The 26,160-nt window shown below is 57.3% G+C and carries 19 protein-coding genes; 15 read left to right on the forward strand and 4 right to left on the reverse strand.

Features of this window, described 5'->3' with window-relative positions; all coding sequences use genetic code 11:
* The first annotated feature begins 839 nt into the window (after window positions 1–839).
* The gene (locus tag AC3G2T_RS26380; protein ID WP_488437469.1) at window positions 840–1,949 is read left to right on the forward strand and encodes a nitric oxide synthase oxygenase; all 1,110 of its coding nucleotides are present in this window, start codon (window positions 840–842) and stop codon (window positions 1,947–1,949) included.
* A 44-nt stretch (window positions 1,950–1,993) separates the two neighbouring features.
* Here AC3G2T_RS26380 and AC3G2T_RS26385 read toward each other — a convergent pair whose 3' ends face one another.
* The 3 genes from AC3G2T_RS26385 to AC3G2T_RS26395 all read right to left on the reverse strand — a co-directional run bounded on the left by AC3G2T_RS26385 (window position 1,994) and on the right by AC3G2T_RS26395 (window position 4,683).
* Window positions 1,994–3,667 carry an MORN repeat-containing protein gene (locus AC3G2T_RS26385; protein ID WP_488437449.1) on the reverse strand — a complete coding sequence of 558 codons (1,674 nt, stop codon included), beginning with the start codon at window positions 3,665–3,667 and terminating at the stop codon, window positions 1,994–1,996.
* Between the two features lie 29 nt (window positions 3,668–3,696).
* Window positions 3,697–4,083: a DUF4280 domain-containing protein gene (locus tag AC3G2T_RS26390; protein WP_488437450.1), complete on the reverse strand. Its 387-nt coding sequence runs from the start codon at window positions 4,081–4,083 to the stop codon at window positions 3,697–3,699.
* A gap of 369 nt (window positions 4,084–4,452) precedes the next feature.
* Complete coding sequence (locus AC3G2T_RS26395) at window positions 4,453–4,683, reverse strand: hypothetical protein (RefSeq protein ID WP_474686188.1); 231 nt, start codon at window positions 4,681–4,683, stop codon at window positions 4,453–4,455.
* 332 nt (window positions 4,684–5,015) lie between these two features.
* Here AC3G2T_RS26395 and AC3G2T_RS26400 point away from each other — a divergent pair, with 332 nt between their 5' ends.
* The 10 genes from AC3G2T_RS26400 (at window position 5,016) to AC3G2T_RS26445 (ending at window position 20,276) form a co-directional block, all read left to right on the forward strand.
* On the forward strand, window positions 5,016–8,225 hold the full coding sequence (locus tag AC3G2T_RS26400) for a stalk domain-containing protein (RefSeq protein WP_488437451.1): 3,210 nt from the start codon (window positions 5,016–5,018) through the stop codon (window positions 8,223–8,225).
* 6 nt (window positions 8,226–8,231) lie between these two features.
* Window positions 8,232–10,991, forward strand: a complete 2,760-nt coding sequence (locus AC3G2T_RS26405) for an adenylate/guanylate cyclase domain-containing protein (protein WP_474686192.1) — start codon at window positions 8,232–8,234, stop codon at window positions 10,989–10,991.
* Window positions 10,992–11,012: 21 nt separating this feature from the next.
* Window positions 11,013–11,516, forward strand: coding sequence for a GNAT family N-acetyltransferase (locus AC3G2T_RS26410; protein ID WP_474686194.1), 504 nt, complete (start codon window positions 11,013–11,015; stop codon window positions 11,514–11,516).
* 15 nt (window positions 11,517–11,531) lie between these two features.
* On the forward strand, window positions 11,532–14,579 hold the full coding sequence (locus AC3G2T_RS26415; RefSeq protein ID WP_474686195.1) for a HEAT repeat domain-containing protein: 3,048 nt from the start codon (window positions 11,532–11,534) through the stop codon (window positions 14,577–14,579).
* A gap of 72 nt (window positions 14,580–14,651) precedes the next feature.
* Window positions 14,652–15,080 carry an ATP-binding protein gene (locus AC3G2T_RS26420; RefSeq protein WP_474686197.1) on the forward strand — a complete coding sequence of 143 codons (429 nt, stop codon included), beginning with the start codon at window positions 14,652–14,654 and terminating at the stop codon, window positions 15,078–15,080.
* Between the two features lie 13 nt (window positions 15,081–15,093).
* Entirely contained in the window at window positions 15,094–15,429 is a 336-nt protein-coding gene (locus AC3G2T_RS26425; RefSeq protein ID WP_474686199.1) for an STAS domain-containing protein, read from the forward strand.
* Between the two features lie 24 nt (window positions 15,430–15,453).
* Entirely contained in the window at window positions 15,454–16,881 is a 1,428-nt protein-coding gene (locus AC3G2T_RS26430; RefSeq protein WP_474686201.1) for a PP2C family protein-serine/threonine phosphatase, read from the forward strand.
* 213 nt (window positions 16,882–17,094) lie between these two features.
* Window positions 17,095–18,060 (forward strand): eCIS core domain-containing protein, encoded by a 966-nt coding sequence (locus AC3G2T_RS26435; protein WP_488437452.1) that lies wholly within the window; start codon window positions 17,095–17,097, stop codon window positions 18,058–18,060.
* A 36-nt stretch (window positions 18,061–18,096) separates the two neighbouring features.
* Window positions 18,097–19,746, forward strand: coding sequence for a hypothetical protein (locus AC3G2T_RS26440; protein WP_474686205.1), 1,650 nt, complete (start codon window positions 18,097–18,099; stop codon window positions 19,744–19,746).
* Window positions 19,747–19,757: 11 nt separating this feature from the next.
* Window positions 19,758–20,276 (forward strand): YbjN domain-containing protein, encoded by a 519-nt coding sequence (locus tag AC3G2T_RS26445; RefSeq protein WP_488437453.1) that lies wholly within the window; start codon window positions 19,758–19,760, stop codon window positions 20,274–20,276.
* Between the two features lie 390 nt (window positions 20,277–20,666).
* On the opposite strand, the gene AC3G2T_RS26450 is transcribed toward AC3G2T_RS26445, so the two are convergent.
* The gene (locus AC3G2T_RS26450; protein ID WP_488437454.1) at window positions 20,667–21,161 is read right to left on the reverse strand and encodes a hypothetical protein; all 495 of its coding nucleotides are present in this window, start codon (window positions 21,159–21,161) and stop codon (window positions 20,667–20,669) included.
* A 414-nt stretch (window positions 21,162–21,575) separates the two neighbouring features.
* Here AC3G2T_RS26450 and AC3G2T_RS26455 point away from each other — a divergent pair, with 414 nt between their 5' ends.
* From AC3G2T_RS26455 to AC3G2T_RS26470, 4 genes are all read left to right on the forward strand, one after another.
* Window positions 21,576–22,604: a substrate-binding domain-containing protein gene (locus tag AC3G2T_RS26455; protein WP_488437470.1), complete on the forward strand. Its 1,029-nt coding sequence runs from the start codon at window positions 21,576–21,578 to the stop codon at window positions 22,602–22,604.
* A gap of 95 nt (window positions 22,605–22,699) precedes the next feature.
* Entirely contained in the window at window positions 22,700–23,401 is a 702-nt protein-coding gene (locus tag AC3G2T_RS26460; protein ID WP_488437455.1) for a DUF2291 family protein, read from the forward strand.
* On the forward strand, window positions 23,401–24,978 hold the full coding sequence (locus tag AC3G2T_RS26465) for a sugar ABC transporter ATP-binding protein (protein ID WP_488437456.1): 1,578 nt from the start codon (window positions 23,401–23,403) through the stop codon (window positions 24,976–24,978). The genes AC3G2T_RS26460 and AC3G2T_RS26465 overlap by 1 nt, the downstream gene beginning before the upstream one ends.
* Complete coding sequence (locus AC3G2T_RS26470; RefSeq protein WP_488437457.1) at window positions 24,975–26,042, forward strand: ABC transporter permease; 1,068 nt, start codon at window positions 24,975–24,977, stop codon at window positions 26,040–26,042. The genes AC3G2T_RS26465 and AC3G2T_RS26470 overlap by 4 nt, the downstream gene beginning before the upstream one ends.
* The last annotated feature ends 118 nt before the right edge of the window (window positions 26,043–26,160 follow it).

Below are 26,160 nucleotides of genomic sequence, written 5' to 3' on the forward strand. Positions count from 1 at the left end.
GGCGGCGCCGCAACCGTTCGTTAAGCCGTTTGACTAGCCGAAGGTGTATACTGAAATAACTGCAGATTTCAGGCTGTTGGGTACCCCCGAGCCGGAGCCGGTTGCACAATCTGCCTGCTTGCACGAAGAAAACCTGCAAAAGTACAGTTTTTGCTCGATGGATACGCCGGCAACGAAATATTCCTGCAAATGTGCAGGCTTTTGGCAGCGAATATGGGTTCAGATTCATTTTCGCCAAAAATTCTTGCACAATCGCAGGCTTTTCGTCAAAATAGGGCATTTTTATGGAAAAAACCTGCACTTTCGCAGGTTTTTCCACTGCCAAGCCGCCTTGTCCACCCGTCATGCAGCGCAGCACCGCGCGCTAGGAGCTGCGCCCGGTGTGTTGCGCTGCAACTCGTGCAGGAGAGGCGTGGGTTGGGGAAGAACGGCGGCGCCCTCTCCGGTTTCCTCTGCCCCGTCGTTTTATCACCAAGCTGATTTTTGCATGGTTTACTACACGTTAATAGGGATGCACCTCTCCAATGTACGGTTTTCTCAGCGGCCAGACTTTTGCAAGTTTTCTGCGCATTGCTGTTGATGGTGCCAGCTTTAGCCATGGGTTTATCGAGCCAACTTCCGGTCGTGTTCCGGAAACGTAAATAGACCGTCCTGCCCAAGGATGAGGTGCGGCCATTATGCCGGGGAGCCGGCTGCAACCGATAACAGCATTTCTCCAGCCTTCGACGGTGAGAAAAAGCACCCGTAGGGCACGGGCAATCCAGTCGAGTTTTTCATGAGCTCGCGAATTTGATATGATTGTAAGCAACGAGGTGTAAATATTTATGAAAGCTTGCTTCATGCACGATCAGAGTCAACTCATCGAAGAAGCTTCACAGTTCATACAGGAATGTTACGGAGAGCTGGGAAAATCGGCGCAAGACGTCGAGCGGCGCATTCGGGAAATTAGCCGGGATGTGTCCGAAACTGGCTGCTACACGCATACGGAGGAGGAGTTGAAGCACGGGGCGAAAATGGCCTGGCGCAACAGCAACCGCTGCATTGGCCGGCTGTTCGTGGATACGCTGCAGGTGATTGACGCCCGCGAGGCCGACACGGAGGAAGCGGTTGCGGATGCGCTGCTTCGCCATATTGAAACGGCGACGAACGGCGGCAAAATCCGGCCTATGATCACCGTTTTCAGGCCGTCGGCAGACCCTGGGGGGCCGATTCGCATCCGCAACGACCAGTTGATCCGTTATGCGGGCTACGAAACGGAATCCGGCATCGTCGGGGATCCGATCTCCCTGCGCATCACGGCCCTGTGCCAAGCGCTGGGCTGGAAAGGGCCGGGCACGCACTTCGACGTGCTGCCGCTTGTCGTGCAAATCGGGGAGCGCGAGCCGCGTTTGTTTGAAATTCCGCGCGACCTGGTGCTGGAGGTGCCGCTTGTTCATCCGGATATTCCCGGCTTCGCCGATTTGCGGCTGAAGTGGTATGCCGTGCCGTTCGTGTCCAATATGCGGCTGGAAATCGGCGGTTTGCACTATACGGCGGCGCCTTTCAACGGATGGTACATGGGCACGGAGATCGGCGCGAGAAATTTGGCCGACACGCAGCGCTACAACATGCTGCCAAAGGTCGCTGAAGTGATGGGGCTCAGCACGCGCAAAGAAGCTTCGCTCTGGAAGGACCGGGCGCTCGTCGAGCTGAACGCGGCTGTGCTGCATTCGTACCAGCAGATCGGGGTCACGATCGTGGACCACCATACGGCCGCCCAGCAGTTTATGCGGTTCGAGGACAAGGAGCGGCAGGCGGGGCGCGACGTTACGGGGGATTGGACTTGGCTGATTCCGCCGATGTCTCCGGCGGCGACGCATATTTTCCACCGGGGCTACGACAATGTGGAGAAGAAACCGAACTTTTTTTATCAAAATGATCCGGCGGCGACGCACTGCCCGCATGGATGAACAAAGAAAAATCCCGCCGGGGAAAGCCGGCAGGGGGATGCGAATTATTTCAACGAGCTCACCTGCAGCAGGTGGGCTGTTTTTGCTTTCTGGAAATAGGTGAACGTGAACAGGAAATCGTCTTTGTAATAGCTGTTCGTATACGCGCCGCCATCGGCGGGAGCTTGCAGTTCCATCACCCGGTAGCCTTCGTCGTTCGGCTCGGTGCGCTTCTTGATCGTCTCGATCGCAGGCTGCAGCACCGCAAGCGGTTTGCTGCCCCAGATCGCGAGGGAGGTGACAACGGCCTCCTTCGGGTTGTCCTTGGAAGGCTCTACCAGCAGCGACATCTGGTAGCCGGGATAGCTCATCAGCAGCTTCACGGGTGCTGATGCATCCGGGCCGGCCGCCGGCGCGGATGGCGCGGCCGGTATGGCGGCGGCTTCGCCGGCAGCGCCGCCGGAATCCGCGGAGGCGCTTGCAGCCGCCTCCTGGCCCGCGAGGGTGACGCTGATATCCTGCAGCGTCACCTCGGCCAGCTTGCCCAGCAGGTCTTCGACCTTCTTGCTGGGCAAGCCGATAAAGCTTTGCAGGCTGATGCGGCCGCCTGCAAAAAAGCTTTTGACCAGCGGCGCGCCGTCCGCGTCGAACAAAGTGCCGATGCCGTCATAGACGCCGGCTTTGAACTGGCCCTGATAGACGAGCTTGCCGGCTTCGTCATAGGCTTCGCCGGCGCCGTTCAGCGCACCGCTCTGGAACGTGCCTTTGAAACGCTGCACGCCCTGCTCGTCGAAAGCGGCGCCTTCTCCGCCATACTGGCCCACGAGAAACTGGCCTTTGTATTTCATCAGGCCGCTAGGGTAATACTCGGTGCCCTCGCCGGAATAGCGGCCGTTCTTGAAGCCGCCCTCGTAGATGAGCAGCCCTTTGCCGTCGAACAGCTTGCCGGCCCCGTTGTATTCGCCGGAGGCGAACTCGCCTTCGTACAGGGCGGTGCCCGATGGCGAGAACAGCTTGCCCGCTCCGTTGTACAGTCCGGCGTTAAAAGCGCCGTCATACTGAATGTCGCCGGCCGTCGAGAACAGTTTCCCGGCGCCGCCGAACTTGCCGTTTTGAAACTCGCCGATGTAGCGCACTTTTTGCTCCCCGTAGTAAAGCGTTCCCGCGCCGTTAAAAGCGTCTCCGGCAAAAGCCCCCTTATACAGCATGCCGCCCTGCTCGTCGTACAGCGTGCCGCTGCCCGATTTTTGGCCTTTATCAAAATCCCCTTCATAGATCAGCGTGCCGCCGGGGTTGTAGAGCTTGCCCTTGCCGGCATAAAGCCCGTCCACCAAATCGCCGACATACCGGGACTGCCTGTTCGCATCGTCGCTGACCACCTTGGCCGGGCCGGAGTAGGCGGACAGCTTCGGGGTATTTTCCTGGAGAACCGGCAGGCGGTTGAGCCATTTGTTCACGATTGCCGGAGGCTGGATGAAGATGAAGTATATAAGGACTAGAACAAACAAGACGATGAAGAGGAGCAGCCTTTTGGAAACGTAGTAGGAACCAATCAATACATAGTTTTTCAGTGAGGTTTCGCGGGTTTGCAGCATTTGCCGCAAAAACTGCTGCAATTTGGCAATCGCCATGGCAGGCAGCTTGCCGACGACCGCCAGCCATTTGAGCACGTGTCCCAGGAAGGGGGCTACGACAGGTTTCAGCACTTTTTCCACAGTTTTGACCGGCTGGATCTCCAAGCTTGTTCACTCCTCCGAATTAGGTAAAATCAAGGGACCTGAATGGTCATTTGTCCCGGCTGCTGGATTTGAATAACGCCGCCCCAGTTGCACATGCATTTGGAAGTATTGCCCAGTGCGGGCATATTCGCCACAAGCACCGTCGGCGATCCGGGAGCCCAGGGCGCAGCAGTGACGGGCACGCAGGGCATCGGCGTCATCACGCCGAAACTGGCGGCAGTAGCGGCCGCTACGGTCGGATTGGCCATGGAGTTGCACATGCCGAAGGGCAAAATGTTCACCATAGGCTTGTTGTCCATAATGTTCGCAATGGGCATCGAGGTCATGACGCTATTGACCGGAAGCACCATCAGCAAACTTGGGCTGGCGCCGAACGAACATTGGAGCATCGCTCCTCCGCATACGAGATTTCCCATGTCGATCTCTCCTCTTGACATATAGTTTCATAGTACTAGAAAAAAATGCCGTCAGCAACGGATTACCGGATTCGAGTTGGCGGAAAGCGACCTGTTTCTATATTTTCGTCATCGTATGACAAGTTATTGCGAATAGCCATTCGCGTATCCCATTCTTCGAAGACCCGTCCATTCTGAACTTAACGGAGTGAATGCAATGAAACAACGAGGGATCGTGGTGCTTGCGCTTGCTATCTTGATCGGGATCTTGACCGGATGTTCCGGTCGCGGCGGGGTTGATGAAACGTTAACGGCCGCCAAAGCGGGCGAGCGAGACCGGAGGCGTTATGGATCAAATACGGCAAAGGGTCGAGGCGAAAACGGTCAAATTCAAAGACTATTGCTCCGAACTGGCAGCGCGAAGAAAGCCTGCAAAAGTGCAGCTTTTTGATCGATGACACGTTGCCCGGGAAATATTCCTGCAAATGTGCAGGCTTTTCGCCGCAAACATGGGCTCAGATTCATTTTCATCGAAAATTCCTGCACAATCGCAGGCTTTTCGCCATTTCGGGCCTTTTTCACAGATAATTCCTGCACTTTCGCAGGTTTTCCCCCTTCCAATCGACCGAATGCCTCCCCCTGGTTGTGCAACACCGCAACCTGCACCGGGAGAGGAGGGTTGTAACAGTCCCCTCTGGTTCCCGAACCCTAGATCCCAGCGCGCGGTGTTGTGCTGCATGACGGCGGTCGGTCGACCAAAGTGTCCTCACTTTTTCAACAATCCGTGATTTCAGATTTAAATTTTATCCCGGTGATATTCCATCATCCCGAATAAAGCTCGAACCCTCCCGCCGGATTCGAGTTTTTTTATCATTTTTAGCTAAAAGAGGAGTGCCGCAAAAGGTAGATATATTGTACTATGGAAATAGAGTTTTTGAGCGGAGGGATTCAGTTTGTTACTTGCCAAAGTTGTCAGGGCGGGGCTTGTTCTGCTGCTGGTCGCCGGTTCGCCGGCGGTTAGCCTGGCTCCGCGGGCATTAGCCGCGTCCGTCAAGGCATTGACGATGCAGGAAGCCATCGATCAGGGGCTGAAGATCAGCCCGCAGATACGCGATGCGAAGACGGATGTACAAAAGAAGCGGATCGAGCTGGAGCAGGCGCAGCATGCGGTCAAGGCGGAGGAGGCGAAGGCTTCGGGACTTTTTGCCAAGCCGCGCAACTTGAGCCAGGATTTGAACACGCGGATGAAAGTGCCGGAGGCGAAGAAGCAGCTGTACGTGGCCCAGGAGACGTTGAGGCAGGCTGGGATCGAGGTCACATTTGATGTCGAAAAGGCATATTTGCAGGCCTATCAGGACGCGGCGGGCGAGGAGGCAAGCCGGCAAAAAGCGGAAGGCGCCAAAAGCGCCGCCGATGCGGTCAAGACGAAGCGGAAGTACGGCCTGGCGAAGCCGGAGGAACAGGAAGCGGCGGATAAAGCGCTTGAGCAGTCGGCCTCAGACTACAAGCAGGCGCAGCTGACCGCCAAAGCGAGCCGTCTGGCGCTCGGCGGGAAGCTCGGCCTGGACATGGAAAACAAGGTGCAGCTCTCTTTTCAACCGGATTACGGCGATCTGAGCGAGAAGCAGCTTCCCGTCTATATCGGCGCCGCGCAAAAAACGTCGCTCAGCCTGCTCCAGGACGCCGCCGACCGGCGTCTGGCGGATCAGAAGCTGGATGCGGCCCGCGATCTGTACAGCTCCAAGTTCGGCGCGGCGCGAATGAAAGTGATGGACGGCATGTACAAGGCGCAGGACATCGATATGGAGCTTTTTTTGGCGGGTTATGAGACGACACTGGAGCGGGTGAAGCAGGATTGGGAAGGGTATTTCATGCTGCTGGGCTTTATTCCGATTCCGAAATCGCTGCTGCAGGGCGAGTATGACGGTCTGCGCTACCTGGACGACCTGCGGGATGCGCTTCCGATCGCTACGATGGAGCAGAATAAGGCGGTACTGAAGGAAAAAGAAAGCCGCAACAGCGTTATTGCGGCGGTCCGGCAATCGTATTTGGAGGCCAAGGGCGTCGAGGAAAGCTACGCGCAGGCGCTGCGGGACAAAGACAAAGCCGCAAGCGATCTCGACAAAGCCGGCCAAAAGCGCAAGCTGGGGCTGATGGCCGAAAGCGAGCTGCAGGCTTACAAGGACGCCGCCGTCAAGGCTGACGGCCAGGTGCTGTCGGCGCAAATCGGCTACAGGCTGGCGCTGGACAAGCTGAACGCAGGTACGGGAGGGGCCGTCGAAAGGACAGTCAAACCGGGAATTCTTCCCTATAAAGAAATCGACGACGGTCTGGCCGCAGTCAAGCCGGAGAAGCCGCAAGCGCCTTCCGGGACTTGGCGGATCAAGCCTGCCGTAGGGCCGCTGCTTAGCGACTTGAGCCTCACCGTCAATAAAAAGCTGGGCGCTGACGAATACGCGGTGTTTACGAAGGAAGGCAAGGCGGTCGGCAAGCGGGCGAAGATCGGCAAACCGGTCCGCTATTTGACGCTTATGTTCAGCAAACCGGACGATTTGAAAGTCGTTCTGTACAAAAAAGGGCAGGCCGTCGGCGAATCGCCGCTTGCGGGCGACGGCAGTTCGGGCACGCTGGCGGTCGTTCCGCCGGCGGACAGCGGCGCACCCCCGGCGCAAGCGGACGACGGCGGCGGCTCGGGAACCGTCATCATCGGTTCCTATCAAATCCGGCTGGACGCGCTGACGCCCGCGGCCTATAACGCCGCTGCGGCGACGATGGCGAAGTCGGGGCAGGGGATGTTTTTTAAAGCGGATGAGCCCGGGGCGGTCTGGTTCGGCATGGACAATGCCGTAGACCCGGGGGCGATAGCCGGTCCGGCAGGCAGCGCCGCGCTGTCGAAGGAGCAGGCGGCCACTTTGAAGGTGACCGTGGAAATCGCGCAGCCGGGAGCCATCGCTTCCAAAGAAACGCCTGAGCAGCTGCAGAAGGAGATCGATGCGCTGCAGGCGGACAAGGCGAAGCTGGAGACGGCAAAAAACACGGCAGTAGCGAGCCAAAAGCTGGCGGAAATCGCCGACCTTGCGGTGCAGCTCAAGGACGCGGAGGCGCAGATCGCCATGCTGGAGGCGCTGCGCAAGGGAGACAGCGGGGCAGCTCTGCGGCAGATGGAGCTGGTGAACAATCCGGACGCGCTCATTCAGGCGCTGGCCGCGGAGGGCGAGACCCCGCCCGGAGGCGGCGGGGCGGGCAGTGGCGGCGATAAGGCCAGCGAGGATCGGCTGGCCGAAGAAGCCGCGCTCCAGCAGAAGAAGCTGGAGCAGGCGATCGCCGCGGGCGACGCCAAGGCGGCGGCAGCGCAGCTGCAGCAGCTTCTGGCGGCGCAGGCGCGGCTGACGGATGTGCAGCACGGCACATCCGAAGGGCTGGCTACGCTGGGAGAAGCGAAGCACAAGCTTGCGGCTGCGCTGGGCGAAGCGCAGGCGCAGCAGGACGCGGAGCGGGTCGCGACGCTGACCCGCTCGGGCAAGGCCGTCGACGAGGCGATCGCGTCGACGGAGAAGGAGGCGCTGTTCGCCCGGCTCGGCGCAGCGGAGGAACTGCTGGCTGCGCTTCAGGGCGCCCAGCCGGAGCCGCCGCCGGGCGGGGCGCAGCAGCAAGCGGAGCTTGCGGTCCGCCAGCAGGAGGAGCAGCTGCTGGCGCAGATCAAGCAGAAGGAAGCGGACAAGTACACGCCTGAGCAAATGCAGGCGCTCTCGGACGCTTCCGCGGTCATCGCGGCGGATGCCTCCGCTGCGGGCATGGACGCGCAGATTTTTTCCGCGCAAAACGTGATTTCTCCAGATTTATCCATCCAATTCGTGGTTCCTCCTGTTATAATAAGCGGGAAAGCCTTTTTGCCCGTCAGGGCCGTGTCCGAATCGTTCGGAGCGGCTGTGGACTGGGATGCGGACAGCAATACCGTGACCGTAAGCACGGAGTACACGACGGTAACTTGCACGATAGACAGCGCAGCGGCTTATATGGACGGCAAACCGGTGGAGATCGATGCCCCGCCCGTACTTTTGGCAGGACGAACTTACGTTCCGCTGCGTTTTATTTCAGAATCGCTGGGACTTGACGTGGATTGGAATGCGTCTGCACAAATCATCCGGATAACGAGGGGATAACGAACGATGAAGAAGTCTATCGCGGCCTTGCTGCTCGTCCTGCTGCTCCTGGCGGCGGCGGGAGTCTACTTGTACGATCAGCGGGCGATGCTGGAGGAAAGCCCTTTTCAGAAAAGCAAGCCGTTCGACGGCTTATCCAAAGCCGTTGCGGATGTACATAACAATCTGTATGTCATCGACAATGCGAAAAAAATGATCCACAAGCTGGACAGCGCGGGAGTGCTGCAGTATTCCATTTCCAGCGACGTCGGGAAAAACGGGGAAGTTTACAGGTTCAACGATATGGCTGCCGATGACCGGGGCTACCTGTACGCGATCCGTACGCTGCTCGATCCTTACGGACTCACGGTCAAATCCGAGCAAATCGTCAGGTATATGCCCGACGGGCAGTTTGACCGCAGCTTGTTCACGGAGGAATACAACGACTCTGACAACAAACGGTACCGGATCGGCAGTTTGCGAAATGTGCAGATCAAGGACGAGACGCTGTACTTTTTTAACGATGAAGAGAGCAGCTTGGCGCTGTATCAGGTTCCCGTCGGAAGCGATGAGCCGAAGCGGGTCTACACGGTCAAGCTGCCGGAGCATAAATACGTGTCCGAAGCGGACGGCTGGCAGCCCGGACAGATTTATTACACAACGCGCAGCGGAGAGATTTACCGGGCGTTCGAAGACGGGCGCTCCGAGCTGGTGTATCCTGTGCCGGGCGTCGACCGGACGCGCCGGAACTTCCCCGAGAGCTTTCACATCGATCAGCAGGGAAGGCTCGTTTTTATCGATTTCACGGGCAAAATGATCAGCAGGCTCGACCCGAACCATCCTTACGTTCTCGAAGCTTTGCTTACGGAGAAAAAAGCGGCGGACAGCGGCTCGGGCATCGTCTTCACGGCCACGATGAACAGCGTTTCCCCCGACGGGAGCATGGTCATTGTGGAGGCGTCGCAGATCAACCGGCTGCTGCCTGACGGCACGCTCACTCCCGCATTGACGGAAGCGGCGCTCGGCAAGTCCCTCATGACGCACAGAATCGCCGTATGGTCCGTCGCCGCAGCCGGGGCGCTGCTTTTGCTGTATGCCGTCAAGCTGTTGTACTACAACATTTTGCAGCGCAGACTGCCGCTGATGTTCAAACAAATATTAATCGTGATCCCTGTCATTGCGGCCTCGATGATTTTGCTTTCGATGGTGATTTACACGAATTTTTCCAAAAAGATGGAAGACGAAACGTTCAACGAGCTTGCGCTGCTGGCCAAAAACGGGCCGAATCTGATCGACGGCGACCAGTTGGAAAGCATCGATTCCCCGCTGGATTACCAAGGACCTGCGTACCGGTCGTTCCGGCAAAAAATAAAAACCGTCTTCGACAACAGCGGACAGGAAAACAATCAGAGCTTTTACATCGGGGTATATAAGTACGAAAACGGGCAAATATACCGGATTTTGGAAGATGACGACGGCATGCATATGTTCAACCCGTTCCCGCCGACTCCGCAAAACCAGCAGGTGGTGCGGGAAGGCAAGATCGCCACGGGCCAGTGGGAGGATTTCTCGGGCTACTGGATGTACGCGATCGCACCGATTTACAATTCATCGGGCCAGATTGTCGGCGTGTTCGAAACGGACAAAAATATGGACGGCTTCGTGAAGCACCGTCAAGCTGTCCTGCAGTCGATTATCCGCAACATCGTCTTTATTTCGATCGGGCTCCTGCTCGTGCTCATGTTCATGACGTTTGTGCTGCTGTCCTCGATCCGCAAGCTGCGCAACAGCGTCGGCGAGATTGCGAAGGGGAACTGGGACACGGTCGTGAAGATCAATACCCGGGACGAAGTATCGGATTTGGGCGACAGCGTCAATACGATGGCGGCGCACATCCGCGACTATATTACGAAGGTGGAAAATTTCAGCCAGTCCTACTACCGGTTCGTGCCGCAGCAATTTTTGCGGTTTTTGAACAAGGAGAGCATTCTCGACGTCGAGCTCGGCGATCAGGTGGAGCAGAACATGTCCATCATGATTTTTAATATCCGCAATTTTTACTTTCTGTCCAAGCGGCTGTCGCCTGAGGAAAATTTCAACTTCGTCAATTCGTTTCTGAAAAGGTTCGGCCCTTACGTCCGCAAGAATCAGGGACTGGTGAACAAATACTTGGGCGCCGGTTTCATGGCGCTGTTCCCGAACCGGGCCGACGAGGCGCTGCGCGCTTCGATCGAAATGCGCAAGGAGCTCGATATTTACAACTCGCATCGCGCCAAAGTCGGCTACAAGCCGGTGGAGCTGGGCATCGGCCTGCACAAAGGTCCGCTTCGGCTCGGCATTATCGGCGAGGAGCAGCGGCTGGAGGGCAACGTCATTTCCGACGGCGTCAATCTGGCGGCAGTGCTGGAAAAGCTGACCGAGCCGCTGGGCGCCTCGATTTTGATTACCGACCATGTCGTGCAGGCGCTCGACGAGCCTTCCGCCTTCAAGTACCGCAGCTTGGGAATGATTCAGGTCGGGGGCATGAAGGAGCCGCTCCGTCTGTATGACGTGTACCATGGCGATCCTGACACGTCAAGAGCTTTGAAAGACAAAACGAAAGCTTTGTTCGAGCAAGCCGTCACGTATTACCAGGTCGGGCGCTTTTACGACGCAAGGGAAGCCTTTTTGATGGTCATCAAGCAAAACCGCCACGATAAAGCGGCCCAGCTGTATTTTTACGTGTGCGACGAGTATTTCCGGGATGGGACGACCGAGGATTGGAACGGAACGTTATCCGTTTCTTAAAAAAAGAGAGGGAGCACTTCGATGAAGGTGATCGAGTTATCGACAGAACAAGATGCGCAGCGGATTACCGAATTTTATTTGTCGGCGATGTCGTTTGACGATCAACGGCATACCCCCGGCGAGATGGAGCATTTTCGCAAAGCGCCGCTGGAAAGCTTGCGGCAGCGGAATCACCGGCACTGGTTCGTGGAAAATGAAGCGGGCGAGCTCATCGCCGTAACGAGCTGCAAGGAGAACGAGCATCAATCCGGCGGCTTTTTATGGGATTACCTGGCGGTGCACAGGGAATATCGCAGGCACGGACTGGCGAAAATTTTGTTCCGGTCACTGGAAGATTTCGTCAGGTCGGTGCAGGGGCGCTATTTGCTCACGTATACGTGCGATTTGCCCGAATATGAGCCGATTCAGCGCATGTTCCGGGCAAACGGCTTTGAATTGATCGGCACGTATCCGAATTATTATTATGACGGTGAAGCGCGGCTCGCTTTTTATAAAAAGCTGTCCGGCGTACAGGCCGATACATAGATTGGACTTGATAACATGCAAGCAAGCTTGAGAGGGTGGCTCAGTCTGCGCGGCGAGGACATGCGTAAGCTATGGGTCATGCTGCCTATCTTTTATTTCAGCGGCATCGCCGAATCGCTCAACTACACCGGGTTCATGGCGCTGTTCAACCAGCGTTTCGGCGTTCAGTACCTGCCTTACGTATACATTGCGGAGGCCGCCGTTATGCCGCTGGAAGGCTGGCTGCTGGCTCGGCTGACGAACAGGCTGCCCAAAGCGAAAATGATGCGCACCCTTTACTTGATCATGATCGCACTGCTGCTGCTGAACGGCGTCGTGCTGCTCGGCTTCAAGCTCGGCGGGATCGATTTTCGCTATTATTATCCGTTCCTGTTTCTGTCCTCGAATTTTGTCGTGAGGCAGCTTACTTTGCTGCTGTGGAGCACGGCCTTCGACCTGTGCCCGACCCAGCAGGCCAAGCGGCTGATGCCGGTCTTCGTCGCTTCGACGACTACCGGCGGAATTACGGCGGGCCTGATCGCCCACGAGGTCGGCAAACTGTTCGGCACGGAGGCGGTGTATGCGCTGGCGCCGGTTTTGATGGGGCTGGGCTTCGTTTTTTTTCGGAGAGCGCTGGCCCGGTATTTGGTGCCCTTGACAATCAAGGAAGACATGCGGGCGCAGACCGCTGCAGTTCCCGATGAGGAGGTTCATTCCTCGGGCTATTATTGGAAGCAGATTGTCCGCAGCCCGTTTCTGCTCTGCGCGGTTCTGCTGATGACGCTGATGCCTGCGGTCTATTTCATGATCGAGTACCAATATTTTACGGCGGCGGAAGCCCGCTTTCCGGCGGAACGGGATTTGACGTCCTTTTACGGGATGATTACGGCGATTCAGTTTACGTTTTGCCTGCTGCTGCAGACCGTGTCGACACGGCTGATGAACTGGCTCGGGGCGAGCAATATGCTGCTTGCGATTACGGGCATCTTTCTCGGCGGCTTCGTCTTGACGGCGGCGCTGGCCGGCAGCGCTTCGGCGCTTGCTGTCGTATCCGGGTCTTATGCGGTGTTTTACATCATGCTCTACTACATTGCCGAGCCTTGTTACCAGTTATTCTTCAAAATGATGCCGATTTCCCAAAGGGACGGATACCGCTATTTTGCCCAGGGCGTCGCTGCTTCGGGGGGCATTCTGATCGGTTCGCTGCTGTCGCTGCTGCATTCTTTCGGACTGCTCGGCATGGCGCCGCTTGCCTGGATCGGCGTCGCCCTGGCGGCTGCGCTGCTGGTGACGGCCTGGTTCGGCAGAAACCTGTACATCCGCGAGCTGGTCAAAAGCGTGCAGGCGCTGCATACCGATCTCTCGGATATTGCGGCATCCTTTCTCGGAGGAATTCGCAGCTCCCGGGCGCTGTTCGCCATGCTCGGCTATTTAAAGCACCCGAACGATTACGTGAGGGAGCTCGCTTTGGAAGTGATGGGCAAGGCCAAAGACTCCGCCTTTTTGCCGCATTTGATCGGCATGATCGGCGAGGAAAGCTCGCGCATCCGCATCGCGGTGCTGCGGGCGATGAATTTGCAGGGCGCCACGGTGCAGGATTTGGTGCAGGTGGCCTCCTTTTTGGAGGATGAAGACCCGGAAGTGCGGGCGGAGTGCGTGAAGCTGATTTCCAAAGCGACGCATTTGAAAAGCCAATCTTACTTTTTCATCCGCGTCAAGCTGCTGGATAGCGACCCGAGGGTGGTGTACGAGGGCGTGAAGGCGCTCTATGCGCTGAAAAGCGAAGAGAGCTATCAGGCGTGCGACGAGGCGATTATCAAAATGCTGGACAACGGCGGCGAATGGGCCGTGTACGGCTGCCGCGCGGTTGCCGCTTTGAAGCTGGACGGCTATGCGGCCTGGGTGATGTCCTTGCTGGAGGACCGCCGTCCTGCGGTGAAAGTCGCCGCTGCGCACTGCCTGGGCAAGCTGCAGCATGCGGAAGCGATCCCGCAGCTGCTGGCGATGTATCCGCTGGCCGATCAGGAGCTGCGCAGAGCGATTCAGGAAGCGCTGATCGCCATGGAGGAGCGCGGTCTGCCTTTGCTGCTGGACAACGCCGGCCACACGAACCCGTTCATATGGAATGCGGCGGTGACGGCGCTCGCCGCCATGCTTGACGAAAGCAGGCTGCGCGCGGAGCTGGTTCAGCGCTGCGTGGACCGCATGCTTGCATCCAGCCAGGAGAAGGCGCTGCCTTCCGCCTTGCGGGAGCTGGGCCTGAATGGGCTGGCGGAGCTCGCCTCCCAGCGCTGCGGCGAGCTGCACGACGCGCTCTGCGACGGGGCCTGGGCCGTGATGGCCCGGCTGGCGGACGAACGCGTCGCCGGAGCACTGCGCGAAGCGGCCCGGGACGAGAGCGAGGAAGTGCGCGACAACGGCCTGGAGGTGCTGGCCGAAGGGCTCGGGGACCGGCGGCTTGCGACAGCGCTGCTGGAGCTGCTGAAGCGCGACTCGGGCGGAAACGACCGGAGGACGGCGGACCCGCGGGCCGTTGTCCGGGAAGCGCTGCTGTGGTCCGACGACTGGCTGAAACAAATAGCTGAGCATGCGCTCAGCCGATTGGAGCGTGACGGGATGAAAGAGGAGCGCAAATTTTTATCGATGCTCGACAAAGTGATCTTTTTGAAGCAGGTATCGCTGTTTGCCGATTTGTCGGTCGACGAATTGGGCATTATCGCCGGTATCGCAGGCGAAGAGGTGCATCCCGACTTGACGTATTTGCTGCGGCGGGGCGAAAGGAATGCGGCGATGTATTTGATCATCGACGGTCATGTCGAACTGAGCAGCGAGACAGGCGAAGGAGAGGCCGGCACGATCGGCGTTCTTGGCCCTAAGCAGGCGTTCGGCGAGACGACGGCGTTGGACGGTTCGCCGTCCTCGATTACGGCGCAGGCGATTTTTGACGAGGTCAGGGTGCTGTCGCTGCAGGGGGAAAGCTTGTCCCGGCTCGTCAGATTGTACCCGGAGATCGGCATCGGCTTGCTGCACGCGTCCAGCGCGCGGGTGAGGCTTTTGGAAAACATGCTTTTGAAAATGGCATAGGACGGCCGGAAGCGGGGACCTGGAAACTCCGGGATATCCGCTTTGCGGACGGCGTTCGAAAGGGGCGAATCCATGGCGCGCGCATCGATTGTGCTGTGCAACGATTTGCAGGAGCTACAGCGGCTCGGCGCTTTTATCGGCGGCTTGCCGGAAGCTTTCGGGATGGATCGGCGGACTTTGTATCAAGTTAATTTGGCGTGCGACGAGCTTGTGACGAATACGATTTTGTACGGTTATGCGGAGGAGGAGGCGGGTAAACGTTCGATTCATATCGACGTTGCGCTCGCTGCCGATGGCTGGGAGTTGCGGATCGCCGACGACGGGCGGCCTTTTAATCCTTTGCTCAAGCCCGGCCCCGATATCGGCCTCGGTATCGATGAGCGCGGCATCGGCGGCCTGGGCATCCATTTTGTACGGCAGGTTATGGACGATATCCGCTACGAGCGGACGGACGAGTGCAATGTGCTGGTGATGAAGAAACTACGGCGGACGCCGGATTAAGGTGGGAATTGTTATGAATATCACGGAACAAATCCGGGGCGAGGTCGTGCTGCTGGGCATCGCCGGCAGATTGGACGCGAACCGGTCGGCGAGTCTGGAGTCCTGTTTTATGCAGCTGGTCGAAAAAGGGCGAACCCGGTTCGTCTTCGACCTGCATGAACTGGAATACGTAAGCAGCGCGGGTCTGAGAAGCTTGCTCGTCGCCGCCAAGATGATCAAGGTGATCCAGGGCCGGCTCGCTTTGGCACGCATGTCGGATAACGTCAAAGAAGTGTTCGATATGTCGGGGTTCAGCTCGATTTTTCAGATTTACGCGACGGAAGCGGAAGCGCTGCATGCTGTCGAATAGGTGCGGCGGCGGGAGGTGTCGCGCATGACGGACGCAATCCCGGGAGCGATGCTGCTGCTATTGATTTTGGCGGTCGGCGCATGGGCGGTGAGCGAGCGGAAGCGCCGCAGCGCGGAGAAGGAGCTTGGCCGGACGCTGCAGCTTTTTGAAGTGAGCCTGGAAGTGAATGCGACGATCCGCAAGCAGGATTTGCTTGCAAAAATTATGGAGACGACCTCGCGCCTGCTGCATGCGGAAGCTTCGTCCGTCATTTTGGTGGACCCGGCTAGCGGCGATCTGTTCTTCGATCTGGCGCTCGGCGAAAAGGGCGAGGAAGTCCGCGAAATTCGCCTGAAAATGGGCGAAGGCATCGCAGGCTGGGTCGCGCAAACCGGCCAATCGGTCAAAATCGACGATGCCGCTTCGGACGAGCGCTGGTCTTCGAAGGTGGCCAGGCAGGTCGAATATCCGACGCGCAATATGCTTTGCGTGCCTTTGATCAGCAAGGGCGAAATCGTCGGCGTCCTGCAGGTGCTCAACAAGCGCAGCCGGGGCCCTTTTACGGAGCGGGACTTGCATTTGCTGGAATCGATCGCTGCTCCGATTGCGATTTCTTTGGAAAACGCGATGCTCTACGACGCGCTTGAAAAGTCGATGGTGGCGCTGAAGACGACTATGGCCGCCAAGGAGCGGATGGAAAGCGAGCTGCGCATCGCCAGCGACATACAGATGAGCTTTTTGCCGAGACTGAGTTTGTCCGTAGGCGGCGACTCCGGCGGCGGTCCTGGCGGCTCTGGCAGCGTTGCCGGCTCTGCCGGGGCGGAGGTCAGGGCTGTCATTCGGCCTGCTCGCGAGGTCGGGGGCGATTTTTACGATTATTTTGCGATCGGGGATAACCGTTTGTTTTTTGCGCTTGGCGACGTTTCGGACAAAGGTATACCGGCCGCTTTGTTCATGGCCGTGACGATGACGCTGCTCAAAGGGAAAATGACGGCGGAGATGACGCCGGGGCAGCTGCTGACCGAGGTCAACCGGGAGCTGTACAAGGATGACTCCACGATGTTCGCGACGATATGCTGCGGGGTGCTGCATACCGGCACCGGGCAGCTGCTGTACAGCGACGGCGGGCACTGCACGCCGTATATCGTGAGGCGGACGGGCGAGGTGGAGCCGCTGAAGGGCAGGAAAGGGCTGCCGCTGGCTGTGATGGACGGCATGGCGTACGCGGATAACGAAGCCGTGCTTGCGCCCGGCGACCGGCTGTTTTTGTATACGGACGGCATTACCGAGGCCGAGGATGCGGAGCAGCGCCAGTATGGGGCGGCGCGCCTGCAGGAGCGTCTGGCTGCCGCCGGGCCGGATTTGCTGGGGGGCGTCGTGGACGATGTGGACCGTTTCGCCGACGGCGCGGTGCAGTCTGACGATATCGCCGTGCTCGTCGTATCCAGGAATCGGCAGCAATCCGATTTGTAACCTCAAAAGCCGGCAAGTATGCTATAGTGAAAGAAAGACGGACGCTGCGCTCAGAGACGGATCGGGGGGGCTGTTCGATGAACTCGGTGGACACAAAAGCAACTCCGCCCGCCAGACTTCCGGGGGAGCGCAAACATGCAGTTGCGGCAGGGGCGATTCAGCCCCGGCTCAAAATGACGGCTTTCCGGCGGAAAGCTTTTGGGAGGGATTTATATGCCATCGCACTACGCAAAAATGAACAAGCGGCCGGAGGCGGCCCCGCAAGCAAAAGCGGGAGCGGCGCACGCCCCGGGCAAAAGCGGGATGGACGGGCAGCCCGGCGCAGGTATTATCAATATGCAGCGGACGCTGGGCAATCGGGCGGTAGGCAGTCTGCTCAGCTCGCAGATGGCCGTGCAGACGAAGCTGACCGTAGGCCCTGCCGGTGATGCATACGAGCAGGAGGCCGACCGGATAGGCAAAGAGGTCGCCGACCGGATTTCGACCGCGGAAACGGGCGGCGGCGGTGCCTCCGCTTCGATTCAGCGCGACGAGCTTGAGGGCGATGAGCTGGAAGGCGACGAATTGCAGATGAAACCGTCTGCAGAGTCGATCCAGCGCGACGAGCTTGAGGGCGATGAGCTGGAAGGCGACGAATTGCAGATGAAACCGTCTGCGGAGTCGATCCAGCGCAACGAGCTTGAGGGCGATGAGCTGGAAGGCGATGAGCTGCAGATGAAACCGTCTGCGGAGTCAATCCAGCGCAACGAGCTTGAGGGTGACGAGCTGGAAGGCGACGAACTGCAGATGAAACCGTCGGCAGAGTCGATCCAGCGCGACGAGCTTGAGGGTGACGAGCTGGAAGGCGATGAGCTGCAGATGAAACCGTCTGCGGACGGTTTTGAGGCGGCGCCTGCCATAGAGTCGGAGATTAAGGCAAAGCAGGGCGGCGGCAGCAAGATGGGCGACAACGTTCAAACGAAGATGGAGTCGGCGATGGGGGCCGACTTCAGCGGTGTGAACATTCATACGGATGCCAAAGCGAACCAATTGAATGAATCACTCGGGGCGGAAGCTTTTGCTACGGGCAACGATATTTTTTTCCGGGCTGGGCAATACAACCCGGACAGCCGTCAAGGCCAGGAACTGCTGGGTCATGAATTGACGCATGTGATTCAGCAGCGGGGCGGCAGAGCCTGATCGATACCATCACATCATAGAACGGAGTCATAGCAGATGGCACAGTTCAGTCATTCACGGCAAGCCGGCCTGGCTGCCGGAGCCCGGCAGGCGGAGCGGCATAGTACGGCGCCGCATGGAAGGAGCGGCGTTTCATCCGAAACGCAGCTTCTGGCGCCGCAGTTTTTTCTCCAAATGCAGCGTACTTTGGGAAATCGCGCGACACAGGCTTACGCCAACCGGATTATGAATCGGTCGGTCGGCTTATCGGCACTGCAGCGCAATCCGTCGGCCCCGGAAGAGGACAAGTTCAGCGGCCGTGTGGAGGCGCTGACTTTGGCGACGGATACCGTGAGCGAGAGCTTCGGGAAGCCGGCCGACGATCTGAAGGATGCCTACGATAAGAACGGCGATGAGAGCGTAGGACATAAAGCAGGTTCCATCGGAGCCGTCGGAAACACCGCCGATATGGCCGGGGGCATCCTGCAAATTATGAGCTCGATCAAGGAAACGCTTTCCATTTCCGGCGATCAGGACCGCACTGCGCATAATAAAAGATGGAATTACGCCGCCCAGGGCGTCAATATCGTTGAAGGGGCCGGCAAAACGGTCAGCGGTTCGACAGGTCTCGTCGATAAAGCCGCCAAATCGAGCGGCAGCCTGGAAGGCACCGGCAGCTCATCCATCGTCAGCGACTATGCGGGAACGGTTGGAGATGCGATTTCCGCGGTCAAGAGCGCGGTGCTGGCGGTGAAAGGCATCTATGACATGTACAGCAAGTACTCGGAAGAGGGCGGACTGACCAAGGGTGATAAGGCCAAAGGCGTGATCGAAATTATTAGCAACGCGATTCAATCCGCCCAATCGGGGCTTAAAGTGGCCAAAGGCATCATGGAGATTATGGAGACCGGTTCGGGCGCTGCTTTGTCAACCGCTATACCGGGCGTCAGCATTGCGGTGAGCGGCGTGAAAATTGCGCTGAAAACCGTCGACGTCATCAAGGCCGGCTTGAACCGTTCCGCGATGACGACGCTGAAGCGCAGCTTCAAAGACAAGCATGCCGGGGCTGCTTTTATCACAGCGAAAAGATGGTTCGGCGGGAACGCCGGCGTCGATAAAAAGAAGCTCGCCGAACATAAGCGTCAGCTTGAATTGAAAAAGAGCCAGGGCGATCCGGATGCGCAGCAGCAGCTTGACGAAATTGCCCAGTACGAGATGGCCAAGGAAATGAAGCAGATCAACGTGAAGCGCTCCAACCGCGCCGGCCTGCAAATCGGCCTTGAACTGACCAAAATAGCGGGCGATGTCGCCACGCTGACAGGAGTCGGCGCTCAGGTGGGGACGCCGCTGAAAATCGTCGCCGCCGGCGTTTCCGCAGCGATGCCCGCTGTCCGCTCGCTCAAGCAAATGGGCAGGGACCGCGCAGCGCAGGCGGGCGCCTGGGGGATTACCAAGGCGGTCTTCAATGCCGAGAAATCGACCGAGAAGAAGCTCGAAAAACGCACCAAAGATGCGGATTTGCTGATCGACATGATCCACAACTTGCCTGCGCTGGATGAAGATGACGCTGATATCGTTGCGCGGTATAAACAGGTACACAGCTTTGTCGAAGCAGCGGGAGTAAATTTGTTCGTGCTGGAGAAGGTTAAGAACGACCCTGACAAACTGAGAGAGAGCCTTGTCACGGCAATGGCTGCAAGGGAATAGGAGGCGGGCACATGCTGCCGGACATCGTACATGCGCGACATTTGGCGCAGCTTGGGTTTTTGAAAGATATTTTGGAGGAAGCGGGCTTGGCGGTGAATTTGCTGGAAAAGTCGGAGGCGATTCCGATCCACGTCCTGATGGTCGGCTTTCAGCAGGACAAGAAGGGCAGGGACCGTTTTCTGCATTTCAGCTTTTTGCCGCTGAACGAAGAAGACATTCAGGCGATTCAACTGCTGCAAATTTACAGCACATTGCCTTTTCGCCTGAAAGAAGGCCGGCGCGATGCGGTTGCGGCGCTTCTCCTTGAGGTGAACACGCGGCTGCCAATCGGCCATTTCGGCATCAACGAACAGGACGAGCTTCATTATCGCTATGTGTACAGTTTCTCCGCTTCCAAAACGTTCGAGGCCGACGAAATTTTGGAGATTGTCAGCTTGTTCATCTATATGTGCGACATGTTTGCCGACAGTATAGAACAGGTGGCGAGCGGCGAAGCGGACGCGGAACAAACGGTGCAAGCGCTGCGCTAGCTGCTGTAAGGGGTTGGAAGTATCTGGGATAAACTGGAAGCAGCGAAGAGGGGCTGTCCGGAAGTTGGTGTATGTTTAACAGAATTTGCAAGTTTTTTGGGTAGCCGGGAGGCTGCCTCTTTTTGTTTTTGGCGTGCCTGGAAGCGCGTATCTTCTTGTCAGTGAAAGTCCGGTTGCGGGAGGGGCCTTGGCAAACTTGCAAAAGCGCAGGTTTGTTGAGCAGTTCGCACGCTGGAGCTCAGGGCACAGCTGCCTGGGAGCGCGAGGAAAACCAGCAAAAGAGCAGGTTAGTTGAACACCTCGTACGCAAGAGCTCAGGGCGCAGCTGCCTGGGTGCACGAAGAAAACCAGTAAAAGAGCAGGTTAGTTGAACACCTCGTACGCAAGAGCTCAGGGCGCAGCTGCCTGGGTGCACGAAGAAAACCAGCAAAAGAGCAATCTAGTTGAACACCTCGCATGCAAGAGCCAATAGTACATCTGCTTTAGGAATCTGGCGGGCGGAGTTACTTTTGAGCATACCCACTGAATCATGACTACATATATAAGCCTCCCACGCTGCACAACATCCTTCATTTCCCAATACACATGCCTTTCACATACACAACCTTCTACTGAGTTCATCGGACAAACTTCCAGCAGCGTGAAGAAAACCTGCAAAAGTACAGTTTTTTGCCGCATGACACGCTGGCGGCGAGATATTCCTGCAAAAGTGCAGGCTTTTTCGCGAATACGTGGGCTCGGGCTCATTTTCTTCGAAAATTCCTGCACAATCGCAGGCTTTTCGCCGAAACGAACCACTTTGATGGAAATAGCCTGCACTTTTGCAGGCTTTGCGGGCGCGGGTGCGAGCCACCTAAGCTGCACCGCCAGATGCAGCGCCGCCAACGGCCGCACCGCCCAGGGCTACACCCCCGATGGCTGCACCGCCATGGGCGGCAAAGCTCTCGCAGGCTTTCGGCTTGCCAAGCCTGCTTTTTTGCGAGCGCGTGCTCCCGGTGATGCGTTAGCAGCCGAGCCTCCAGTTAGGCCGCTAGGCGATGTACAGCGCGAAGTGGCGGCCCGGAGTCGACCGACCGCCGTCATGCAGCGCAACACCGCGAGCTGGGAGCTGCGCGGGAGCGGCGCTAACCCACATCTGCGATTGCGGAGCCATCCCTACCGAAATGGTTAAAAAATCGGAATAGAGTGTAGATTCACCTCATGGTTCTGCGGTATCTCCGCAGGTTACAATACTGATTGAAAGTGCTTACAATTCGGCAACGCCCATTAATTCGCAAAGGGGACCACAAAGTGAAAAAAATGTTTCAGCATGCATTGAGAAGTATGGCGCTGACTTTGTCGGCGGGACTGGTTTTTGCCGGCTGCTCCGGCCCGGCTTCCAGTTCGCAAAGCGGCGGTACGGCCGGCACCGCGCCGGTTCAAGCCGCGTCTTCTCCGGCCGCTCCAAGCGGCGGCAGCGGCGGTTCGAAGCTGATTGTCATCATTACTCCGTCCCATGACAACCCGTTTTTCAAGTCGGAAGCGGACGGGGCAGCGGCCAAGGCGAAGGAACTCGGCTACGAGACGCTGATGCTTTCGCACAACGACGATCCGAACAAGCAAAGCGAGCTGTTCGATACGGCGATCGCGCGGAAAGCGGCCGCGATCATTCTCGATAACGCGGGAGCGGACGCAACGGTCGCAGCCGTCAAAAAAGCGAAGGATGCAGGCATTCCTTCCTTCCTGATCGACCGCGAGATCAACGATTCCGGGCTGGCGGTTTCCCAGATCGTTTCGAACAACTACCAGGGCGCGCAGCTGGGAGCGGAACAATTCGTGAAGCTGATGGGCGAGAAGGGCAATTTCGTCGAGCTGCTCGGTAAAGAATCGGACACGAATGCCGGCATCCGGTCGAAGGGTTTCCACGATGTCATCGATCAATACCCCGATCTGAAAATGGTTGCACAGCAAAGCGCGAACTGGAGCCAAACCGAAGCTTACTCCAAGATGGAGTCGGTCATTCAGGCGAACAAAAATATTAAAGGCGTCATCGCCGGCAACGATACGATGGCTATGGGCGCTATGGCGGCCCTTAAAGCGGCCGGCCTGAACGATGTCATCGTCGTCGGCTTCGACGGCAGCAACGATGTGCGCGATTCGATCAAGGCCGGCGACATTAAGGCCACCGTGCTGCAGCCGGCCTATCTCGCCTCGCAGATGGCCGTCGAACAGGCGGACAAATATATGAAAACCGGCGCTACCGGGGTTCAGGAAAAGCAGTTGATCGACTGCATCCTGATTACGCCGGGCAATGCCGGCAAGCTGGATAACTTCGCTCTCAAACAATAGAGACTTACCGCTGCCGCCTCCAGGATACTCAGTCGCCGGGACTGAGCTTCCCGGAGGCGGAGCAGGATCGAAGATAGGAGATGGAGCACATCGTCATGAAACAGATCAGCAAACCTGCAAAACGGATCGCCCCATATATAGCCGTGCCGTTATTGCTTGTCGGGTTCGCCCTGGCGGCTGCGGGCTGCAAGCCTTTCACTGTCGTCAAAACCGGCCAGCCGGTCGAAGGCGCGGCAAGCAAGGCCGGAGCGAACGACAGCACTTTTGATCCGGACGGTTATGTGAACACCTTGTGGGATTCCGAAGTGATCCCTTATATGCGGGAACATGCGAAAGACGTAACGGAAGTGCTGAACGCGCTGAAAGCGGGCGCGGATCAGGCGGGAAGCAAGTTCGGCACCAAAAACGCGACCGCGGGAAGCAACTGGAGCTTCATCGTGAAGGGGAAAGGGAAAGTATTGACCCTGAATACCGAAACGCGAGCGGGCTTCATCGATCTCGATCTCCCCCCTTACGACGGCCAAGCGGATATTAGGCTCGCGATCGGCCCGGTTTTGAAAGGTTCCGCCATCCGGGACTCCCTGGCTTTTATCAATTTCGACGAATTCAAAAACCAAATCCAATATGCGCAGTTGGCCAATGCGTTCAACAAAAAAGCCTACGATACGGCGATCGGCGCGGCGAAAGCGGATTCCTTGGTCAATCAGGAAATCGCGTTTACAGGGGCTTTTACAGCAGATGGGTCCGCCGTGACCGTGATCCCCATCGCGCTCGGGCGTGTGAAGGAGGGGAACTGATGGCGCTTCATGCACTGTCCGCGGCTGTCCGCGCCGATGAAATATGTATGCGGGCCGAGCAAATATCGAAAATGTACCCCGGCACGAAAGCTTTGGATAAAGTGGATTTTAATGTGTATAAAGGAAAAGTAAACGTCCTGATCGGAGAGAACGGGGCGGGCAAATCGACTTTGATGAAAATAATGGCCGGCATCGAGCAGCCGAGCGAAGGCACGATTACGTTTAACGGAAAAGCTATAAAACTCGCTGACAGCCGGGAAGCCGCGGCCAAAGGGATCGGCATCATTCACCAGGAACTGAACCTGTTCCCGAACATGACGGTCGCCCAAAATATTTTTCTGGCACGGGAAAAAACGAACTACGGCTTCGTGCTGGATCACAAGCGTCATGTAGCGGAAACGATTCGAATTTTGGCCAAACTGGAGCATCCGATCGATCCGAATACGATGGTCAGCGAGCTGAAAGTCGGACAGCAGCAAATCGTGGAAATTGCCAAAACGATGGCGCTTCAGGATCTGCATGTTCTGATCATGGATGAACCGACCTCTTCGCTCAGTACGGCTGAGGTGGAAATGCTGTTCGGCCTTATCGATGATTTGAAAAACAGAGGGATATCGATTATTTATATCTCCCACCGGCTGGAAGAAATCATGCGAATCGGCGATTACATTACCGTTTTGAGAGACGGGCGTCTCGTAGCCGAGGAAAAGGTCGAACATATCAGCCTTCCCTGGATCGTGAGCAGCATGGTCGGGCATGAGAACGCCAAATCCGCCGAGAATCCGGAGAAGCAAATCGGAGAACCCGTGCTCCACATCGAAGGTTTGAGCGTGCCCGGGAAGGGGGCGGGCTACTATGTGAAGGACGTCTCGCTGACGCTCCGGCGCGGCGAAATCCTCGGCATTTACGGCCTATTGGGCGCAGGAAGAACGGAACTGCTGGAAACTTTGATGGGCCTTCACCCGGAGGCGACCGGCACGATTTACCTTGAAGGCGACAAAATCGTGCCGGGCTCCATCTGGCGGCAAATCCGGCGCGGGTTCGCCCATGTTCCGGAGGACCGCCAGCGGGAAGGCCTGGTCCAAACGCTTTCCATCGCCAAAAATATGACGCTGTCCAGCTTAAGCAGCTATGCGAAAGGCTTTCATATTTCGGCTAGAGAAGAGAACGAGCATATTACGCAAAAGATCAAACAGCTGTTCATCAAGGTAGCGGACCGCAATCTGCCCATCCTCTCGCTAAGCGGAGGGAACCAGCAAAAGGTCGTTATCGCCAAAGGGCTTTTGACCTCGCCCAAAATTTTATTGCTGGATGAGCCGTCCCGCGGGATTGACGTAGGGGCCAAAGCGGATGTGTTTAAAATCGTCAATCAATTGGCCGCGCAAGGGCTGGCCATTCTCCTGGTCGCGTCGGAGTTGAAGGAAATAATCGATATTTCCGACCGCATTATCGTGATGTCGAACGGCAGCATTACCGGAGAATTCAGCGGCGCCGACATTACGGAGGAAAACCTGGTCAGGGCTTCATCGGCAGGATTCGGCACGGCCGCCAATAACAGCAAAGGAGCTAAGTCATGATGGAAGCAGCCAAGCAGCATTCGCATGTGGCGGGTGGCCGGAACTTAAACGCAGGACTATTGCTGTTAAAAGCGCGCACTTTTATCGCCCTGATTGTGCTTTTGATCGCTTTCAGCGCTCTGGCCCCCAATTTTCTTTCGCCGGACAGCCTGATTCTTATTTCCAAGCATGTCGCGCTGTACGCCATTTTGGGCATCGGAATGACCTTCGTCGTTATCAGCGGCGGCATCGATTTATCCGTCGGCTCTATTGTCGGCCTGGCGGGCATGATCGCGGGGGGATTGATTTTAAAAGGCCTTGAGCTGCCGATGTTCGGGATTACGATTTATTTTAACGTATTTATTGTCATGCTCATTACGGTTATTTTTGGAACTGCAGTCGGTGCGGTCAACGGTATTCTCGTTACCAAGTTCCAGGTAGCGCCATTCATCGCGACGCTTGGGGTCCTTTACGTAGCGCGCGGCTTCGCGCTCATTACTTCCGGAGGCGAAACTTATCCGAATCTGGTTGGAAAGCCGGCTCTCGGCAACACGGGTTTTCCTTCGCTCGGCTCAGGAAGCCTGCTCGGCATTTCATATTCCATCCTCATGATGGCGGCGCTCGGCCTGCTGGCCGCTTACTTGTTCAAAAAGACGCCGCTCGGCTGGCACATATTTGCCGTAGGCGGCAATGAACGCGCAGCGGAGCTATCGGGGGTCCGAATCAACCGCGTCAAGCTGCTTGTCTATATGGTGTCGGGCTTCTGCGCGGCCGTCGTCGGATTGATCGTATCGTCGCAATTGGTCGCCTCTCACCCGGCTACGGGCGAGTCCTGGGAACTGAATGCAATCGCCGCTGTCGTGCTTGGAGGCACATCCCTTTCCGGCGGAAGGGGCACGATCGGAGGAACGATCCTCGGAGCTTTCGTCATCGGGGTGCTGAACGACGGCATGGTTATGATGGGCGTGTCCGAATTTTGGCAGATGGTGATCAAAGGCTTCGTCATCGTGCTCGCAGTCGTTGTCGATCAGTTCCAGCGCAAGCTGCAGAACCGGATTGCGCTTGAAAGCAGAAACAACAACTAATACAATGAAATAAAGTGGAAAAAACAAACAATTGGAATCTGTGTGCGGAAAATCAGCAGATTCCTTTGCTTTTCTCCGTTCATCGTTAACGAAGCATCGTGAAGCAAGCAAGGAGGAT

It is taken from the genome of Paenibacillus sp. sgz302191 (genome assembly GCF_057749925.1).

Bases quoted from the DNA above. Each gene is read 5' to 3' on its own strand.
- AC3G2T_RS26465 (WP_488437456.1), top strand. From the start codon at position 23,401: ATGGCGCTTCATGCACTGTCCGCGGCTGTCCGCGCCGATGAAATATGT.
- AC3G2T_RS26470 (WP_488437457.1), top strand. From the start codon at position 24,975: ATGATGGAAGCAGCCAAGCAGCATTCGCATGTGGCGGGTGGCCGGAAC.
- AC3G2T_RS26445 (WP_488437453.1), top strand. From the start codon at position 19,758: ATGCTGCCGGACATCGTACATGCGCGACATTTGGCGCAGCTTGGGTTT.
- AC3G2T_RS26390 (WP_488437450.1), bottom strand. From the start codon at position 4,083: ATGGGAAATCTCGTATGCGGAGGAGCGATGCTCCAATGTTCGTTCGGC.
- AC3G2T_RS26460 (WP_488437455.1), top strand. From the start codon at position 22,700: ATGAAACAGATCAGCAAACCTGCAAAACGGATCGCCCCATATATAGCC.
- AC3G2T_RS26415 (WP_474686195.1), top strand. From the start codon at position 11,532: ATGCAAGCAAGCTTGAGAGGGTGGCTCAGTCTGCGCGGCGAGGACATG.
- AC3G2T_RS26455 (WP_488437470.1), top strand. From the start codon at position 21,576: ATGTTTCAGCATGCATTGAGAAGTATGGCGCTGACTTTGTCGGCGGGA.
- AC3G2T_RS26410 (WP_474686194.1), top strand. From the start codon at position 11,013: ATGAAGGTGATCGAGTTATCGACAGAACAAGATGCGCAGCGGATTACC.
- AC3G2T_RS26420 (WP_474686197.1), top strand. From the start codon at position 14,652: ATGGCGCGCGCATCGATTGTGCTGTGCAACGATTTGCAGGAGCTACAG.
- AC3G2T_RS26435 (WP_488437452.1), top strand. From the start codon at position 17,095: ATGCCATCGCACTACGCAAAAATGAACAAGCGGCCGGAGGCGGCCCCG.
- AC3G2T_RS26430 (WP_474686201.1), top strand. From the start codon at position 15,454: ATGACGGACGCAATCCCGGGAGCGATGCTGCTGCTATTGATTTTGGCG.
- AC3G2T_RS26380 (WP_488437469.1), top strand. From the start codon at position 840: ATGCACGATCAGAGTCAACTCATCGAAGAAGCTTCACAGTTCATACAG.
- AC3G2T_RS26425 (WP_474686199.1), top strand. From the start codon at position 15,094: ATGAATATCACGGAACAAATCCGGGGCGAGGTCGTGCTGCTGGGCATC.
- AC3G2T_RS26440 (WP_474686205.1), top strand. From the start codon at position 18,097: ATGGCACAGTTCAGTCATTCACGGCAAGCCGGCCTGGCTGCCGGAGCC.
- AC3G2T_RS26405 (WP_474686192.1), top strand. From the start codon at position 8,232: ATGAAGAAGTCTATCGCGGCCTTGCTGCTCGTCCTGCTGCTCCTGGCG.